This window comes from Psychroserpens sp. SPM9, assembly GCF_025153525.1.
Classification (GTDB): Bacteria; Bacteroidota; Bacteroidia; order Flavobacteriales; family Flavobacteriaceae; genus Psychroserpens.
On record NZ_JANZNR010000005.1, the window covers coordinates 31875 to 49720 of the forward strand.

At 34.6% G+C, this 17846-nt stretch carries 21 protein-coding genes; 4 read left to right on the forward strand and 17 right to left on the reverse strand.

Annotated elements, in window-relative coordinates; genetic code table 11:
* Positions 1-165: 165 nt before the first annotated feature.
* The 3 genes from N4270_RS10825 to rimO form a co-directional block, all read right to left on the reverse strand.
* The gene (locus N4270_RS10825; RefSeq protein ID WP_260097140.1) at positions 166-903 is read right to left on the reverse strand and encodes a LytTR family DNA-binding domain-containing protein; all 738 of its coding nucleotides are present in this window, start codon (positions 901-903) and stop codon (positions 166-168) included.
* The gene (locus tag N4270_RS10830; protein WP_260097141.1) at positions 903-3014 is read right to left on the reverse strand and encodes a DUF2225 domain-containing protein; all 2112 of its coding nucleotides are present in this window, start codon (positions 3012-3014) and stop codon (positions 903-905) included. Before N4270_RS10830 ends, N4270_RS10825 begins: the two co-directional genes overlap by 1 nt.
* 273 nt (positions 3015-3287) lie before the next feature.
* Positions 3288-4592 (reverse strand): 30S ribosomal protein S12 methylthiotransferase RimO, encoded by a 1305-nt coding sequence (rimO, locus tag N4270_RS10835; RefSeq protein ID WP_260097142.1) that lies wholly within the window; start codon positions 4590-4592, stop codon positions 3288-3290.
* Between the two features lie 103 nt (positions 4593-4695).
* Between rimO and N4270_RS10840 the strand changes: the two genes are divergently transcribed.
* Positions 4696-5790 carry a serine hydrolase gene (locus N4270_RS10840; protein ID WP_260097144.1) on the forward strand — a complete coding sequence of 365 codons (1095 nt, stop codon included), beginning with the start codon at positions 4696-4698 and terminating at the stop codon, positions 5788-5790.
* Here N4270_RS10840 and N4270_RS10845 read toward each other — a convergent pair.
* The 11 genes from N4270_RS10845 to N4270_RS10895 form a co-directional block, all read right to left on the reverse strand.
* Entirely contained in the window at positions 5787-7451 is a 1665-nt protein-coding gene (locus N4270_RS10845; RefSeq protein WP_260097146.1) for an amidase family protein, read from the reverse strand. The genes N4270_RS10840 and N4270_RS10845 overlap by 4 nt on opposite strands.
* A gap of 42 nt (positions 7452-7493) precedes the next feature.
* The gene (locus N4270_RS10850; RefSeq protein WP_260097148.1) at positions 7494-7922 is read right to left on the reverse strand and encodes an SRPBCC family protein; all 429 of its coding nucleotides are present in this window, start codon (positions 7920-7922) and stop codon (positions 7494-7496) included.
* Positions 7912-8247: a hypothetical protein gene (locus N4270_RS10855; protein ID WP_260097150.1), complete on the reverse strand. Its 336-nt coding sequence runs from the start codon at positions 8245-8247 to the stop codon at positions 7912-7914. Before N4270_RS10855 ends, N4270_RS10850 begins: the two co-directional genes overlap by 11 nt.
* Before the next feature lie 10 nt (positions 8248-8257).
* Positions 8258-9232: a signal recognition particle-docking protein FtsY gene (gene ftsY, locus N4270_RS10860; RefSeq protein WP_260097151.1), complete on the reverse strand. Its 975-nt coding sequence runs from the start codon at positions 9230-9232 to the stop codon at positions 8258-8260.
* 144 nt (positions 9233-9376) lie between these two features.
* Positions 9377-9529 carry a DUF4295 domain-containing protein gene (locus tag N4270_RS10865; RefSeq protein WP_008271041.1) on the reverse strand — a complete coding sequence of 51 codons (153 nt, stop codon included), beginning with the start codon at positions 9527-9529 and terminating at the stop codon, positions 9377-9379.
* Between the two features lie 52 nt (positions 9530-9581).
* The gene (gene rpmG, locus N4270_RS10870) at positions 9582-9764 is read right to left on the reverse strand and encodes a 50S ribosomal protein L33 (protein WP_007648529.1); all 183 of its coding nucleotides are present in this window, start codon (positions 9762-9764) and stop codon (positions 9582-9584) included.
* A gap of 27 nt (positions 9765-9791) precedes the next feature.
* Positions 9792-10028 (reverse strand): 50S ribosomal protein L28, encoded by a 237-nt coding sequence (gene rpmB / locus N4270_RS10875; RefSeq protein WP_204346176.1) that lies wholly within the window; start codon positions 10026-10028, stop codon positions 9792-9794.
* A 113-nt stretch (positions 10029-10141) separates the two neighbouring features.
* Positions 10142-11389, reverse strand: a complete 1248-nt coding sequence (locus N4270_RS10880; RefSeq protein ID WP_260097167.1) for a competence/damage-inducible protein A — start codon at positions 11387-11389, stop codon at positions 10142-10144.
* Entirely contained in the window at positions 11389-11730 is a 342-nt protein-coding gene (locus tag N4270_RS10885; RefSeq protein ID WP_260097168.1) for an Hpt domain-containing protein, read from the reverse strand. The genes N4270_RS10880 and N4270_RS10885 overlap by 1 nt, the downstream gene beginning before the upstream one ends.
* Positions 11731-11733: 3 nt before the next feature.
* Entirely contained in the window at positions 11734-12345 is a 612-nt protein-coding gene (locus N4270_RS10890; RefSeq protein WP_260097169.1) for a fumarylacetoacetate hydrolase family protein, read from the reverse strand.
* A 34-nt stretch (positions 12346-12379) separates the two neighbouring features.
* Positions 12380-13156 (reverse strand): 3'-5' exonuclease, encoded by a 777-nt coding sequence (locus N4270_RS10895; protein WP_260097170.1) that lies wholly within the window; start codon positions 13154-13156, stop codon positions 12380-12382.
* 171 nt (positions 13157-13327) lie between these two features.
* On the opposite strand from N4270_RS10895, the gene N4270_RS10900 reads away from it, so the two are divergent.
* From N4270_RS10900 to N4270_RS10910, 3 genes are read left to right on the forward strand one after another with little or no spacing between them, the layout of a single operon-like run.
* Positions 13328-13873, forward strand: coding sequence for an RNA polymerase sigma factor (locus N4270_RS10900; protein WP_260097171.1), 546 nt, complete (start codon positions 13328-13330; stop codon positions 13871-13873).
* A gap of 5 nt (positions 13874-13878) precedes the next feature.
* Complete coding sequence (locus N4270_RS10905) at positions 13879-14277, forward strand: hypothetical protein (RefSeq protein ID WP_204346182.1); 399 nt, start codon at positions 13879-13881, stop codon at positions 14275-14277.
* The gene (locus N4270_RS10910) at positions 14270-14521 is read left to right on the forward strand and encodes a hypothetical protein (RefSeq protein ID WP_260097172.1); all 252 of its coding nucleotides are present in this window, start codon (positions 14270-14272) and stop codon (positions 14519-14521) included. Before N4270_RS10905 ends, N4270_RS10910 begins: the two co-directional genes overlap by 8 nt.
* An 89-nt stretch (positions 14522-14610) precedes the next feature.
* Here the strand turns inward: N4270_RS10910 and N4270_RS10915 are convergent, their stop codons facing one another.
* The 3 genes from N4270_RS10915 to recR all read right to left on the reverse strand — a co-directional run bounded on the left by N4270_RS10915 (position 14611) and on the right by recR (position 17762).
* Positions 14611-15951: a dihydrolipoamide acetyltransferase family protein gene (locus N4270_RS10915; protein ID WP_260097173.1), complete on the reverse strand. Its 1341-nt coding sequence runs from the start codon at positions 15949-15951 to the stop codon at positions 14611-14613.
* Between the two features lie 80 nt (positions 15952-16031).
* Positions 16032-17138, reverse strand: coding sequence for a glycosyltransferase family 2 protein (locus tag N4270_RS10920; protein ID WP_260097174.1), 1107 nt, complete (start codon positions 17136-17138; stop codon positions 16032-16034).
* A gap of 6 nt (positions 17139-17144) precedes the next feature.
* Positions 17145-17762: a recombination mediator RecR gene (recR, locus tag N4270_RS10925; RefSeq protein WP_260097175.1), complete on the reverse strand. Its 618-nt coding sequence runs from the start codon at positions 17760-17762 to the stop codon at positions 17145-17147.
* Positions 17763-17846: the final 84 nt, after the last annotated feature.

The following is a 17846-nucleotide window of genomic DNA, read 5'->3' on the forward strand; positions in this document are numbered from 1 at the left end:
TATATAATGCCATCAAAGGCTTCATAACTATTTGTTATTAAGTAAATGTATAGGACAACAATGAAGAATGAAATAGGGAATCTATTTCCTTTAGGTGTAAATAAATAAGCGTGGTACTTTAAGAAATATCTGTAAAAACAGCAGTTTAACCTGATATTTCGACACTTAATCTGTGTTTTTGCTTAAAAAAGCCGTTACAAATTGTTCCTTTTTTCGCGAAGAGACAGGTATTTTTTTTCCATTTTTTAAATGAATTACGCCAGACTTGTCGTATTTATCTATATACTTTAAGTTAACCATAAAAGATTGATGTGGTCTTGTAAAATTAGCATCTGTAAGTCGTTCTTCAAATTCTTTTAATGTTTTTGAGACCAAATGCTTTTTACCATCATTGCAATAAAAAGTAGTATAGCCTTTATCTGATTCACAGAACATCAACTCATTTAAATCTACAACCTGAAAACTATCCTGAAGCGAAAGTATCAGCTTGTCATCCTGATTTTGCCATACCTTTTTAGCTACATTTATCTTTTGCTTTTGTTCAGAGACCGAGAATTGTTTTACCTTATGTAATGCAATTTTTAACTCTTCAACATCAACAGGTTTTAATAGGTAATCCACAGCTCCCATTTTCAGGGCTTTTAGAGCAAATTCTTCGTAAGCAGTTATAAAAATCACTTTGAATTTAAGGTGTTCTGTTTGTTCTAAAAATTCAAAGGCGTTACCATCAGTTAAATTAATATCCAAAAAAATAAGCTCTGGCTTGCAAGCATTGGCTACAACAACGGCTTCTTTTACAGATTCACATTCGCCTACAACTTTTACGTCGGTTTCAATAAGTTCTAAAAGGTTAAGCAACCCTTTTCTTATATAAGCTTTATCTTCTATTATAATTGATTGCATTAGGCTACGTCTTTTTTATAAGGAATTACTAAAGTAACTATAGTGCCTTGTTCACTATGCTTTTTTCTATCTTCAATACGTACAGAACCTTCTATGTTAAAATCTTTTGACAGCATCTTTAATCGCTCTGAAGTTATTGTCGTTGCCAAGGACTTTTTATCTTTTCGGTTATGTCCATTTTGTGAATCTATACCTATACCATTATCCTTAATGGTACAAATCAATTCATCGTTCAAATATTCTATTTGAACATCTATTTTCCTGTTCTCTTTTCGATCTTCAAAAGCATGCTCAATAGCATTTTCAATAAAGGGTTGAATAAGCATTGGTGGTATTTTAAACATTTCTTCATCAATATTCTTATCTACCAAAATTGTATAATCGTAAGATTGACTATCTTCAAGATTTTGAAGCTCTAAGTAATTGTTTACAGCTTCTAGTTCTTGATTCAGAGGCACCAACTTATCTCTTGAATTTTCTAATGTAATTCGCAATAATTTTGAAAATTTAGACAAATAAAATACCGATTTTTTGTCTTCCTTATTCAGTATCATTCCTTGTAAGACAGATAGTGAATTAAAAATGAAATGTGGTGTCATCTGTGAACGTAACAGTTTCTGCTCTATGGCTATATTTTGGGTTTTTGCTTTTTGATGTCTCAACTTTAATGAGAAAATAATTCCGCCTAATATAATAGCACTAACTAAAAATGCTATAACACCCAAAAACAGGTTGCGTTTAGATTTTTCTAAATCTTGAGAGGTGGTTAATACTGTTTTTGTCAACTTTAATTCTCTAATGTTTGCTGAATCTAGAGCTTGTTTGTATTTATATTCATATTCTAATTGCGTAATTTTTTCAATATTATCTTCATTGAAAATACTATCGTTTAGTGTTTTGTAGAGTTCATGGCTTTCAAGAGCTTTTTTATAATCGCCATTGTTTTTATAAATTTTTGAAAGCAATATTTGGGCATTTTTTTGGTGTCTTAAAAAGTCATATTTATTTGATAGCTCTTCTAATTTTTTTGCATTAACTAGTGCTAGATTATAGTTTTTCAAACCACAATAAGCATCTGCTAAACCATGATAAGAGTCCGATAAATCGAATGGCTGATTATTTTTTAGAGTTAACGCTTCAGCTTCTTTAAAATAATCTACAGCTTTTTCATATTGTTTCATTTCAAAATACGCAAAACCCAAACCATTAAGAGCATTTGCTAAATTTAAATCATCTTCTATTTCCCTACTAAGTGCAATAGACTCTTTAAAGTATGTAATAGCAGTTTTGTAATCTTTGTCATCATAATAAATCCCAGCAATATTATTTTTAAGGGCCGTAATGTTTCTGGTATTATAATGAGCGGTTTTTATAGCAAGGGCTTTGTTGTAAAAGGTTAATGACTTATCATTTAAATTTTGCATTCTGTACAGATTTCCTGTATTGATATATGATTGAAATATACCAATAGAATCATTAGCTCTTTTGGCTACTTTTAAAGATTCTCCATGATATTTTAAAGCCAAAGGATAATTGCCTTGCATGTAATATACATTGCCTATTGAATTTAAATTATTGAGAATTCCTTGCGAATCGTTAGTTTCTCTGTTAATTTTTAACGCTTTTTCAAAATTCTCCAATGCTTTTTTATACTCTCCAGTGTCTGCATAAATATTACCAATATTGTACAAAAGCCCTTCATTGTTCTTTATACCAAGCTTTTCTTTAAGTTTTAGCGCTTCTTCATAATATTTTAGAGCTTGTTGGGTATCGCCTTTGTAATGATATAAAACTCCAAAAGCATTTTTACATTTTGCAACTCCGTCTAAATCGTCGATAGAGTTATAAAATTGTAGTGCCTTTTCAAAATTCTCTATAGCTTTTTCAAAATTAGCCTGTTCCATATAAATAGCACCTTTAATATTATAGCTACGTGCTTTTAACTCAACAGACTGTAGCTCATCAGCTAGTTTAAAAGCTTCATTTACATAAGCCATAGCTTGAGGTGGATTATTTCTATAATGTTCAAATGCTAGTTCATTTAGAATTTGAACTCGGACAGTATCTTTTTTTTGATGAATTTTTAATTCATTCTCTAAGCTATCAATCACTCTATTTTGAGAATATATAGTTATTGGCAGCAATGAAAAGCAGATTAGAATGATATAGAATTTCCTTTTCATAAAGGTGGTAACAGTGGTTTTATGCTAATTGATCATTTAATAATACGCATAAATAATCAAATTAATAATATTACATAAAACTTAACTGCAAAAATAAATATTCGATATGCTTAAAGCTATATTCGTGAAGTATCAACCCATATTTGTTTATAAGAATTCTAGATGATTAATTCTTTTATAAAATTGAAATGAAAATCTAAGTTAGTTAACTACCTCACCATACAAATCAAAATCTTCAGCTTCAATCACTTTTATAGTAGCAAATTCACCAGTCTTTAAGTAAGCTTTAGTAGCATCAATCAACACTTCGTTATCTACATCTGGCGAATCATATTCGGTTCTTCCAACAAAATAATTCCCTTCTTTACGATCGATAACCACTCTAAATTCTTGTCCGATTTTAGCCTGATTCAATTCCCAGGAAATCTGAGACTGAATTTCCATAATCTGATTGGCTCTGTCAATCTTCACGTCTTCAGGTACATCATCTTCCAAATTATAGGCATGTGTATTTTCTTCATGAGAGTAAGTAAAACAACCTAGACGTTCAAAACGCATCTCTTTCACCCAATCTCTAAGCGTTTCAAAATCTTCTTGAGTTTCGCCAGGATAACCAACAATAAGTGTCGTTCTTATGGTCATTTCAGGGACTTTAGCTCTAAATTCTTTAAGCAATTTTGTAGTTTTTTCCTTGGTGGTTCCACGACGCATACTTTTTAAAATCGAATCGGATATATGTTGCAACGGAATATCCAAATAATTACACACCTTTGGCTCACGATTCATTACATCTAATACATCCATCGGAAAACCTGTCGGAAATGCATAATGTAAACGTATCCATTCTATCCCATCCACTTTAACTAAGTGTTCTAGTAATTCGGCAAGATTACGTTTTTTGTATAAGTCTAATCCGTAATAAGTCAAATCCTGAGCAATCAAAATCAGCTCTTTTACACCGTTTGCTGCTAATTTTTCAGCTTCAATAACAATGTCTTCAATAGGTGTACTCTTATGCTTTCCACGCATCAACGGAATCGCACAAAAGCTACATGGACGATCACAGCCTTCAGCAATCTTCAAATAGGCATAATTTTTAGGCGTCGTTGTCAAACGCTCTCCAATCAATTCATGCTTGTAATCGGCTCCTAAAGCTTTTAGTAATTGAGGTAATTCTGTCGTTCCAAAATACTGATCTACATTCGGAATTTCCTTCTGTAAATCGGGTTTATAACGCTCACTTAAACAACCTGTCACAAAGACTTTATCAACGTCACCGGCTTCCTTTTTCTGCATAAATTCCAAAATCGTATTAACGCTTTCTTCCTTTGCATTATTGATAAATCCGCAGGTATTAATAACCACAACATTACCTTCCTCTTCATGAACGACGTCCTTTCCGCTGGCCTTTAATTGTCCCATTAACACTTCACTATCGTAAACATTTTTACTACAGCCAAGAGTGACAACATTGATTCTATTCTTCTTAAGTGATTTAGTTCTCATACTCAAATTTCAGTGGGCAAAGATACATAATGATTATTGATATATATGTGTTCAAAGGATTAAACCTTTTACTACTGAAATGGTCTAAGTAAAAAACCTAGGTATGAAGCTAACAATTTTCTCTTGTATTACTGTAGTATGCTTATTTTTATTTAATTGTTCTACGGATGGCTCTCCATTTCCCGATGATATTCAAGATGATGACACCTTTGAAAGTGCTATTTACTTTCCACCTCTGGACACAACTGCAGACTGGGAAAGCAAAACGATTGCTGAAGCAGAATGGAATGACGCCCAATTACAAGCATTGCTCGATTTTTTAGAAGAAAAAAACACTAAAGGTTTTATCATGCTTCACAACGGAAAAATTGTTGTTGAAGCTTATATGAATGGCCATACGAATCTTACACCTTGGTATTGGGCCAGTGCTGTAAAAACCCTGACAGCTACTGTTTCGGGCATTGCGCAAGATGAAGGACTCTTGGATATTCATTCTAAAGTTTCGGATTATTTAGGAACAGGATGGACAAGCGCCAGTATTGAAAAAGAAGACCTAATTACCCCTGAACATTTGTTATCTATGACTTCTGGTTTGGATGATACAACTGGTGACGATGTATCTCCCGAAAACCTAGAATATACAGCTGATGCAGGAACACGCTGGGCATATCACAATGTCTATGTAAAACTTCAAGATGTTGTGGCTCAAGCTACCAATACATCTTGGGACAATTATTTTGACACGGCATTAAAATCTAAAATTGGGATGTCTGGCTCATGGATTCCTTTAAATAGTTTGAATGTTTATTGGAGCAATACCCGAAGTATGGCGCGTTTCGGACTCATGATTTTTGCTAACGGACAATGGGAAGACCAGCAAATAGTTTCAGAAAGTCATATCACTGCGGCGACCAATACGTCTCAAGACGTCAACTTAGCTTACGGATATTTATGGTGGCTCAATGGCAAATCCAGCTATCATTTACCACAAAGTCAGTTTGAATTTCAAGGCGAGCTTATTCCTAATGCGCCAGCAGATATGTTTGCTGCACTAGGGAAAAATGATCAAAAAATCTATGTGGTTCCGAGTAAAAAATTAGTCGTCATCAGAATGGGTGAAGCTGCTGAAGATTCTAATTTTGCATTGTCTAATTTTGACAATGATTTATGGGAACACATCAATGCACTCATTGATTAATTATAATGCATAGGCGCCTTTCGCTTTTTAGAAGCTTGTTCATACACATAAGCCCATTCTAAGAGTTGTTTTTCTCGCAACCTCGAACTTATAAAAGTTAAGCCTTTGGGCTCGCCTTCTTCGGTGTAACCCATCGGCACAGTTAAAGCAGGATATTCACCAACTGCAGCAAAACCTGCGTGATAATTATTAATAGACAGGATGCCGTCTAAATTATGAGTTGTCATAGGTTCGTCAAAAAATCGCTTTCCATTCGCATGTAAGGTGGCTTTAATTTGAGCAAATTCTTCTTCGGTTGCCGTATCTTCAGAAATCCCATGGAATAATTTTTGTCCGTAAGGCATCACCTTCAAGCTATCAGTTCTATTAAAAGCCATAACATCTTCGATGGATGTATAACCTAAGTTTTTATTTCCGTAGATATTTAAATAAGTCACTAAATCGGTTTTCATATCGAGATTCAATAATCTTATAAATCCCGGTAGATTAAGATCTAATGGCTCGATTTCTATTATTTCGGCACCTTGCTGTTTTAACGCTTCAATAGCCTCTTTATACAAAGCATCTTCCATTAAATTTTTGAGCGCTCCAAAGCGTTTGCCTTGAAGTGTAGTCGTTTTTAAATCGTTCTGATAAAATGGCGATTCCCATAGGTTGTATACCGATTTTGAATCGGAAAGATCCTCGCCAAAAAGCGCATCTAAAACAATAGCATTATCCGTGACATTTTTAGTCATTGGACCTGCTGTATCTAAGGTTGAAGAAATAGGAACAATCCCACTTCGACTCACCAAACCAATGGTAGGTTTGAGTCCGACAACCGAATTCTGACTCGCTGGCGACAAGATAGAACCCGAGGTTTCACTTCCTATGGCAGCAGCGCAAAAATTAGCTGCGACAGCAACACCACTTCCAGAGCTTGAACCTCCAGTATCAATGATGCGTCTTCCGTACGGATTTAAAGTTTGGCCACCAATTGCTGAATAGCCACTCGGACAATCACCACAGAAAAAATAAGCCCATTCGCTCAGGTTTGTTTTTCCTAAGATAATGGCGCCTTTATATTTTAATTGTTTCACAATAAAAGCATCATCGGTTGTATTATGTTGAAAAGCTACAGCACCAGCTGTTGTTGGCATTTCTGCTGTATTGATATTATCTTTTAAAAGAATAGGCATTCCAAAAACGGGATGTTTCAGCTTTTTATTGAGGAATTCCTGATCTTTCAGTTGAGCTTCGGCAATTGCATTTGGGTTGATAGCAATAACAGCATTTAAAGACCAGTCATTTTCACGATCAAACTTTCTAATTCGGTATAAATAAAATTTGGTCAATGATTCATAGCTCAATGTTCCGTCAACCATATGCTGTTGAAGTGTTGGTATATCCTGATCCAAAACAAAAGGTTTAAGGCGATTGTATTGGTCTTCAGTAAAATCTTTTAAATCCTTATTAAACACATCCCAAAGTTCAGCATTGGTGATGTATTTAGAATCCAAGACTTTAAATTCCCTGAAATCTTTGGTCGAAATAGCACTTAAATCCTCATTTGCTGGTGTGACTTCAGGTGTATTATTGTCATTAGGGTTTGTGGACTTTTCTTCAGAAGGTTTGCAACCAACATAAACAATAAGAAAGCAACATAAAATGAAATAACGCATGGTGTGATAGTTAGTTTAAATTTTAATAAAAATAAGGAAAAATCAATTGCGGTTTTCAAAAGGAATGATAACACCTTTTTCGATATAGTTTTTTAAGCCTAACAATAATTGCGACCAACAAAATGCAGAAAATCTAAAATGATGGTTTTGCTCTGGCCAATTGGTATGTGAGAATTTGAGTAAGGTTTTATTTTGATGGTCTTCTAAAGTTATCCCGAAGGTAGTAGGCTTCCAATTGGCATCAGCCTCTGTCATACTAAGATAGAAGTATGTGTTGGTTTTTACTTTAGTGACTTCAGCAAACCAATTGTACTGGTCTGTAAAATTAAGATTGTAAATCGCTCCAAGTTCAGGTTGTCCAGATGATTTTAACGTCCACCAATGATCTAAGTGTTCTGGCAAGCAAAAGGCTTCAAACACGGTTTGTTTGGGTGCATCAATATAAAAATCGAAATAGATATTATGATTCATAAGGATTGAAACTATTGACAAACAGATAAATATCTCCTGCTAATATAGTTATCAATAATGTCATGACAAAAAGTACCAGAACACGTACTAAATTATAAGACTTCCTTTTAAAATTTAAATAATTAATTACAGTTAATACCAGATATAACACAGCCATTAAACTAAGAGGAAAGGCTGCAAGTTTCCATATGCCTTGTGGGATTAATGGATTTTCTATGACATCAAAAATGGATGTTCCTAGTTGAACAGTGTAATTTAAAAACTGAATGATGGAGATTCCTAAAGAAACAGTCAAAAGTATTCTTAAGGTCGTCTCGCTTTTCAAACTTCAAATTTTATTTAAAGAAAGAATCTACAAATTCGTATTTATTGAAAACTTGTAAATCTTCAATCCCTTCGCCAACACCAATATATTTCACAGGAATTTGAAATTGATCACTGATACCAATTACCACGCCACCTTTAGCGGTTCCGTCGAGTTTAGTTACAGCTAGTGATGTCACTTCTGTAGCAGCTGTAAATTGCTTAGCCTGTTCAAAAGCGTTTTGACCTGTAGAGCCGTCTAAAACCAAAAGCACGTCGTGAGGTGCATCGCCAACCACTTTTTGCATGACACGTTTCACTTTAGTAAGCTCGTTCATCAAGTTGATTTTATTGTGTAAACGACCTGCAGTATCAATAATAATCACATCGGCATCTTGATTAACTCCCGATTGTAAGGCATCAAATGCCACAGAAGCAGGATCAGATCCCATTTCTTGACGAATCATGGGAACTTCGACACGATCTGCCCACACTTGTAATTGGTCGATTGCAGCCGCTCTAAAGGTATCTGCGGCACCGAGAACGACTTTTAATCCTTTCTTTTTAAACTGATAGGCTAATTTACCAATCGTTGTTGTTTTTCCAACACCATTAACTCCAACAACCATGAGGACATAAGGTGTTTTAGAACCATTTTCTTGTTTTGGCAACTCAGGAATCACATAATCGGTCTCTTCACCAGAATTGGTTTCCGATAGCAAGCCAGCAATTTCTTCGCGTAAGATTTTATTTAATTCTGAAGTCCCTAAATACTTATCTTTCGCCACACGTTCTTCAATACGCTCAATCACTTTTAAAGTCGTATTCACACCAACATCACTGCTCACTAAGATTTCTTCAAGATTATCTAAAACATCATCATCTACTTTAGATTTACCAGCAACTGCTTTATTTAATTTTGAAAAAAACGAGGTTTTCGATTTTTCCAACCCTTTGTCTAAGGTTTCTTTTTTTTCCGAAGAAAATATTTTTTTAAAAAAACTCATTCGTTTTACTTATTTATAAGTTCTATTCAAATGTCGAGCCGAAAATTTTTACTGCTATTTTGACAGATAATCGCTCAAATATAGCCATAAAAAAACTGCTTTCAAATATGAAAGCAGTTCGTAACCAGATATAAAATATCTAATTTATTTTTTGTTTAAAAAATCATTGACAAACTCTGGTGCCATTACTGACTCAACAAACATGTAAGCGCCAGTTTTTGGTGACTTTACCATTTTGATTGCTTTTGTAAGTCTTTTAGATCCTGTTTGTAATGATGCTACTGATTTCTTTGCCATGACTCTATAATTTTATAATGCATTATTTGAGTTTTCTATCGAAAAACTCTAATTATTTAATTTCTTTGTGAACAGTCATACGCTTTAAGATTGGATTAAATTTCTTAATCTCCATTCGATCTGGCGTATTCTTTTTGTTTTTTGTAGTAATGTAACGAGACGTTCCTGGTTGTCCAGATTCTTTGTGCTCTGTACATTCTAATATCACCTGTATTCTATTTCCTTTTTTTGCCATTGTACGTGTATTTAACGCGTTATGCTATTATTTTAAAAATCCTTTGGACTTTGCTTCTTTGATTGCAGCAGAAATACCAACCTTGTTGATCGTTTTTAATGCTGAAGTTGATACTTTTAAAGTAACCCACTTATCTTCCTCAGGAATGTAAAAACGCTTTTTAATTAAGTTAGCGTTAAATTTACGCTTCGTTTTATTCATCGCGTGAGATACGTTGTTTCCAACCATCGCTTTCTTTCCAGTAAGTTCACAAACTCTTGACATTTCTTTCTAACTTTATATGATGTTATACTGCCTATCTTCTAATATCTCTTATGGATATTTTTAAACAGGGTGCAAATTTAAGAAAACTTTGTATTACAGGCAAACTAAAAGTGCTACTTTTTTAAAATTTCTTTTTGTAGCATTTCGAAGGCTTTATTTGCCGCTTTATTTATCACTTTTACACGATGATTCCCAAGGCTAAATTTCTCAGAATAGACATGCTCTTTGGTTGCTATGGCGATATACACAATTCCTAAATCTTCGGCAGTATCATCTTTAGTTGGACCTGCATTTCCTGTAGTGGCTATGGCATAATCGGTATTTAATAACCTACGAACATTTTGCGCCATGGCTTCTGCAACTTCGGCACTGACGACAGAATGGGTATTGATTAAATCTTCGGAAACCTTAAGCACATTGATTTTGGTTTCCTTGGTATAACTAATAATACTTCCTTTAAAATATTTTGAAGCACCAGCATTCGCCGTAATATGTTCAGCAATTAATCCGCCTGTACAGCTTTCAGCAGTCGCTAGAGTTTTTTTGAATTGGGTTAATTGGTTTCCTATGACCGCTTCGATGGACAAATCCTCTTCAAAACCAACAAAAATATCTTGAATTAACGGAAGCAACAATTGTGTTTGTTTATCCATTTCGGTTTCAACAAGCGCTTTATCATTTGCTTTTGCCGATAATCGCAACCTAACGCGTCCTAAACTTGGTAAATAAGCCAGTTTAATAAACGCTGGCAATTCATTTTCAAAGGTTTCAATGCGATCGGCCACAGTGCTTTCGCCTAAACCATAGGTTAAAAACGTTTTATGCAAAATATATGGAAACTGAAACTGACGTCTCAATTTTGGAAGCACCTCGTCATCAATCAACGCCTTCATTTCGTAAGGCACACCTGGCAGCACAATAAAAACAGTGTTGTTTTTTTCAATCCACATCCCTGGAGCGCTTCCGTACTTATTCATCAATACCTCAGCTTTTGAAGGCACCAAAGCCTGATCTAAATTCACCTGAGTGATTGGTTTTTTAATGTAGACTTCCCAGAGATGCTCAATGTTTTTCCGAACTGCAACATCTTCTATTAAGACATCCTCAAAATACGCAGCAATTGTTGTTTTGGTAATATCATCTTTAGTGGGGCCGAGACCGCCTGTAAGGATAACAATATCAGCATTTGTTTCGGCTTCGTATAAGGCTTTTAAGATGTGTGTTTTTTCGTCTTGTACCGAAGTGATTTGATACACCGAAACACCTATCTTATTAAGTTGCTTTGCTATAAAAGCTGAATTTGAATCCACTATTTGTCCGATAAGAATCTCATCGCCAATAGTAATAATTTCTGCTTGCATTAGAGGTTAAAGTCTTCTTTGAGTTCTGCTGAAGCTTTTTCAACGGCAGCGAGTACGATTTCTAATTCGTTAGAGCAGTCTTCACCTACTTTCTCAAATTTGCCCCAATCTTGAACGACTATAAGGTCTTGAAGAACGCCTAATTCGAACAAATCGATTGTAGGTTTCATTTTGTGAGCCGCTTGATAAGTATTGTAATAATCCTCTTCGGCAACTGCTTTTTTGAGTCGCTCAGCATCTACTGGTACTTCTTCTAAAAATGCTTCGGCTAATGTTTGGATAAAATCCATATCATTATCTGCCAATTCACGAACTCTTGATAATTTGTAATGTTGTTCCATTATTTATTTTACTGTAATTGAAAACAATTGTTTGTCTTCAATATATCCTTTTAATTTATCGTTAGCAATAACTTTGCCAACTCCTGACGGAGTTCCCGTAAAGATAATATCTCCAATCTTTAAAGTAAAATATTTTGAGACATATTCTATGAGTTCATCAATCTTCCAAAGCATCAAACTTGTATTTCCGCTTTGAACAACGGTCTCATTTTTATGCAAACTAAAATCGATTGCATCTACATTTTCAAACGCACTTTTAGGCAACCAGTCACCAATTACAGCAGCTCCATCAAAGGCTTTTGCTTTTTCCCAAGGTAAGCCTTTTGCTTTGAGTTGGGCTTGTAAATCACGCGCTGTAAAATCGATACCTAAACCAATTTGGTCGTAATATTTATGAGCGAATTTTTTGGCAATATGTTTTCCAACTTTATTTATCTTGACTAAAACCTCTACTTCATAATGGACGTCATCAGAGAAGTCTGGGATAAAAAACGGTTGCTTTTTTAATAAAATAGACGTGTCAGGTTTTAAGAACACGACAGGATCTGAAGGTTTTTCATTATCGAGTTCTTTGATGTGTTCGGTATAATTGCGACCTATACAAATGAGTTTCATTGTCTAGATGGATGGGTTAGTTAGAGTGATAAATTTAAAATAGTTTATTATTAAATGCTCTCAATTTGATGGCAGTTAACACCTTTTTGGTATACAATGGAAAATCGGCATTGAGTAACCAGCCAAAATAGCCAGGTTCTTTTTCTAAAACTTCGGTGACGAGTTTTCCTTTATGTTTTCCAAAAGAGAAACATTCGTCGCCATCTTTATTAAAAGCTATAAATCCTGCAAAATCGGCAAATTTCTTACGCGAACTAAATTCGGCTAAAAACTTCGTATCATTTTCCAGTTCTTCATATTTGTCTAATTGGGCTTTTAAAACTTCATAAGTTGCTAAGGTATCTGCTTCGGCACTGTGCGCATCTTCTAGATTTTTATTGCAGTAAAACTTATACGCCGCACTTAAGGTACGCTGTTCCATTTTATGAAAAATAGTTTGCACATCAATAGACTGTGTGTTTTTTATATCAAAATCGATCTCGGCTCGCAGCATTTCTTCGGCAAGCAACGGAATATCAAAGCGGTTGGAATTAAAACCACCCAAATCGGAATCCTTAATCATTTGATATACGTCTTTCGAAATCTCTTTAAAGGTGGGTTTGTCGGCAACATCGGCATCAGAAATCCCATGAACCAAAGTCACCTGTGGCGGAATAGGAATTGTAGGGTTCACACGTTGAGTGTAAGTCTCCTCTTTTCCGTTAGGATGCACCTTTAAGATGGAAATTTCAACAATTCTATCACTAGTGATATTAATTCCTGTGGTTTCTAAATCGAAAAAACAGATGGGCTTTGTAAGATTGAGTTGCATGCGTATAATTTTTCACAAAGGTAATTAGATTAATGAATTATAGAGGTCGAAGCCAAAAATTAACTTTCTTTCTTGAAACTTATTCAAAACTAATTCGTCATGTTATTGTAATAAAAATGCAATAGAAATAAATTATTACGTCTTTATAGTTGAGAGCTGTATTAAAGCACAATGAACCAATCAGAAAATAATAAAAAGTTAAACACATTTTTTAACGAAGAATACTCTTCTCTTAAATCTTATGTAAGCTCCAATTTAAAAGCGAGCGTCAATAAAGATGCAGAAGACATTATTCAGGATGTGGCTTTAAAACTGTTTACTAGTGCTGACAGATATTCACCAATTAACAACGTTGCAGGCTTCGTATATCGTGCAATTCGAAACAAAATAATAGATGTTATGAGGTCTTCAAAAAAACCTCATGTGAGTTATGACACACAGAATGAAGCCAAGTTGACAGAGCTTACACACTTGATTTATGATACAGCATCAGAAGTATATCCTGAACAAATGAAGCAAGAATTAAAAAATGCCATTATCAATCTGAAGCCAAACTATAAACATATCATTATCGCTATTGACTTTGAAGGCTATACGTATAAAGAAATAGAAAAAGAAACAGGAGTACCGATTGGGACATTAATGTCACGACGTCATAGAGCCATTTCGCTCCTATATAAAACGCTAAAATCAAAACAAGAAATTATTAATAAATAAAAATTATGTCAAATTATTTTAAACACAAAATGAGAGGCAAATCTCCAGGAGAAATTGCCGGAATGATCATCTTCGGAATCATATTTATTACTGGCTTAGCTATACTGTTTGGCTTTGTTATTATGTGGTTATGGAATTGGTTGATGCCAATGATTTTTGGACTTACAACATTAACGTACTGGCAGGCTGTTGGCGTTTTTATATTAGCTAAAATACTCTTAGGAGGTTGTGGCGGTTTTGGAGGTAAGGACAAATCTTCTTCAAAAAAATCCAGCTGCACAAAGGAGTCTAAAGGAGAATTTTCAAAATGGAAGCACTATGATGATTTTTGGAAAGAGGAAGGCAATAAAGCCTATGATGATTATGTAAATCGATTAACCAGTAATAACGACACCAATGATTAGTCAATTCTACATAAAACAGAAACAAAACATTCAAATTCATGTTTTTAAAACAAATATCAATAACGATACTGATGTAAAAACTATTGGTACATTATTGAATTCTAACCCATACATAAAAAACTGGAGTGTTGATTTGGAAGATATTGATAGGGTGTTAAGAATAGAAGCCAGAAAACAATTACATGAAAATGATATTGTCAAGCATTTAAATACAAAAGGTTTTTATTGCGCTATATTAGAATGACAGTTATACCACAAACCTCCTTGAAATTAAAAAGCACAATCAAATGATTGTGCTTTTTTTATGATTTAATTCCTGAACAGGAATGTTATTTAAATCTCTCTGTTAGAATCCCAGGCTTCTAAATAATCTTTAACTGCTTTTACAAATTGTCCGCCTAAAGCGCCATTAACCACTCGATGATCATAAGAATGCGATAAGAACATTCGGTAGCGAATACCAATAAAATCACCTTCAGGAGTTTCAACAACAGCAGGTACTTTTCTAATAGCACCAAGAGCTAAAATCCCTACTTGTGGCTGATTGATGATTGGTGTTCCCATAATACTTCCGAAGGTACCTACATTAGTTACCGTATAGGTTCCGCCTTGAATATCATCAGGCTTCAATTTGTTGTCTCGCGCACGTGATGCTAAATCATTAACCTTTTTTGTCATACCAACTAAGTTTAGCTGGTCGGCATCTTTAATTACTGGTACAATTAAGTTACCATCTGGTAAGGCAGCAGCCATCCCTAAATTGACATGTTTTTTCTTAACAATCGTATCCCCTTGAAGCGAAATATTCATCATTGGAAAATCACGTAAGGCTTTAGCCACGGCTTCCATAAATATTGGTGTAAAGGTTAAATTTTCACCTTCACGTTTATAAAACTCATCTTTAACTTTCTTTCTCCAATTCCATATTTTGGTCACATCTGCTTCAATAAAACTCTGTACATGAGCTGATGTTTGCACAGATTCTACCATATGATGAGCAATAAGTTTACCCATTCTGGTCATTTCTATAATCTCATCATCACCACTAGCAACCACTGGAGCTGCTTCTGATTTCTTATCTGCAACAACAGGCTGTACTGGTGTTACTTTTGGTGCCTCTGAAGTTTCAACTTTTGCTGGAGTTGTTTGTGTACCTCTATGTTCAACATAGGAAAGAATATCATGTTTAGTAACGCGTCCGTCCTTACCAGAACCTGCAATACTATCTAATTCTTTCTGAGAAATCCCTTCTTGTTTCGCAATATTTCTGACTAAAGGCGAATAAAAGCGATCGCCATTATTAGTAATAGGCGCCACCGTTTCTTGTGCAGCAACTACAGTTTTTGCAACTTCGGCAACAGCGGGAGTTTCTTTGATGGTTTCAGTTTTAACTGGTTCAGATTTTGGTGCTTCAACTGAAGCATTATCATCGCCTTCAATTTCTATCACAGCAATGGTTTGCCCAACTTGAACTACATCATCAACATCAAACAGTTTCTCAATAAGCACACCATCCACTTCACTCGGCACTTCACTGTCAACTTTATCTGTAGCAATTTCTAAAACTGCTTCATCAGCTTCGATAGTATCGCCAACTTCTTTTAACCAAGATGTTATTGTTGCCTCAGCAACACTCTCTCCCATTTTAGGAAGCTTTAGCTCAAATTTTGCCATATCTTTAATCTAGGGTCTATAATTTGTTATTCGGTTGCAAAATTAATGAAAAATCAATACAATTACTGAGATTATTTCAATTAATTATCTTTAAAAGTAATCACCTCTCCTCTACTTTTGGAGCTATTACTTCCGATGATAAAGTTAGAGTTTTTTGGTAGAATTTTAAATGTCGCCGAACAATTTTTAGGTGTATCAGATAAGATTTGGATGATGGACTTAAAACTTAGCTGATTATTATCTAAAATATATTCGGTGTTATGCTCATAGTTTTTTAGATGCGATTGTAGCTTTAAATCGGTTGTTAATACTGATTTTAAACCTATATGCATTTCCAAAGACACCAACCTGTAATCGTCAATACACTGCTTTTCTTTTTTTGAATCGCCTTGAAGTAATGGCATGATCTTAATTCCTAACCAAACCAAAAGATCAAAAACACTATTAGACTTGAAATGCTTATTATAAAATATTTGCATAGCACCATAAAATCGCTTTGCATAGGTTTTATCTTTTAAGGTACTTTCCCCTTTATAGTGAATTATGGCGACTTCGCCATTGTACCAATTGGTATAACCAGCCTGGCTCACTTTATAGGACAAATCAATGTCTTCACCATACATAAAATAGTCTTCATCAAATCCATTCACTTTTTGATAAACTGCTTTAGGTAGTAACATAAACGCACCCACAAATACAGATACAGGCCCAATCGCTTTAGCATCGAGATGAGAAGCATAATAGGATTTAGACCATCCAAGCATTTTTTTAATCGCTACTCCTGGTTTTGGGATATTTCTTTTGCTTTCGGGAAGAAATTTGCCTTGACCATCAATCAATCGGCAACCAACAATACCACTCTTTTTTTGCGCTTCGGAAAATTTTAAGAGGATTTCAAATGTATCTTCGGCGACTACAGTATCTGGATTTAATATGCAAACATAATCCCCTTTAGCCTGATCAACACCGATATTGTTTCCTTTAGAAAATCCGTAATTCTCAGAATTTTCAATAAGTAGCACCTCTGGAAACAGGCGTTTAACCATGGCACAGCTATCGTCTTGAGATAAGTTATCTACCACAATGATTTCTGCCTCTAAATGACGTGTAGCCGCTTCAACACTTCGGAGACAGAGTTCTAAAAAATGGCGAACATTATAGTTTAATATGACGACTGAAAGCTTCAATACACGTTACGATTTTAAAGACGCTTCAAACGGAATTCTATTGACAATACTTCTGCCAAGAGTTATCTCATCTGTATATTCGAGTTCGTTTCCTACTGAAATACCTCGTGCTATGGTTGATGTTTTTACATCGTAATCTTGTATTTGTTTATAGATATAAAAGTTAGTGGTATCGCCTTCCATAGTAGAACCCAAAGCGAAAATAAGTTCTCTAATTGTGCCTTGCTTTACTTTTTCAACTAGCGACTGAATGTTTAATTGATTGGGACCAATACCATCCATTGGTGAAATTTTTCCGCCTAAAACGTGGTATAAACCTTTAAATGAACTCGTGTTTTCGATAGCCATAACATCCCGAATATCTTCAACAACACAGACTATATCTTCAATACGATTGGGATTGGCACAAATTTCGCAGACTTCAGTATCACTTATATTATGGCAGCTTTTACAAAATTTAATTTCGGTACGCATGGTACTTAATGCTTTTGTAAAGTCAAGTGTTTGGGATTCAGGTTGACGCAATAAATGCAGGACCAAACGCAAGGCCGTTCGTTTACCAACGCCAGGTAATTGTGACATTTCATTAACTGCGTTCTCTAATAATTTAGACGAAAATTCCATAGTTGCGAATTTACAATATGTAGATGAATTTGAAGTAGCCTAGCATAAAAAAAACCATTATTGATGTCTCGATAATGGTTTAAT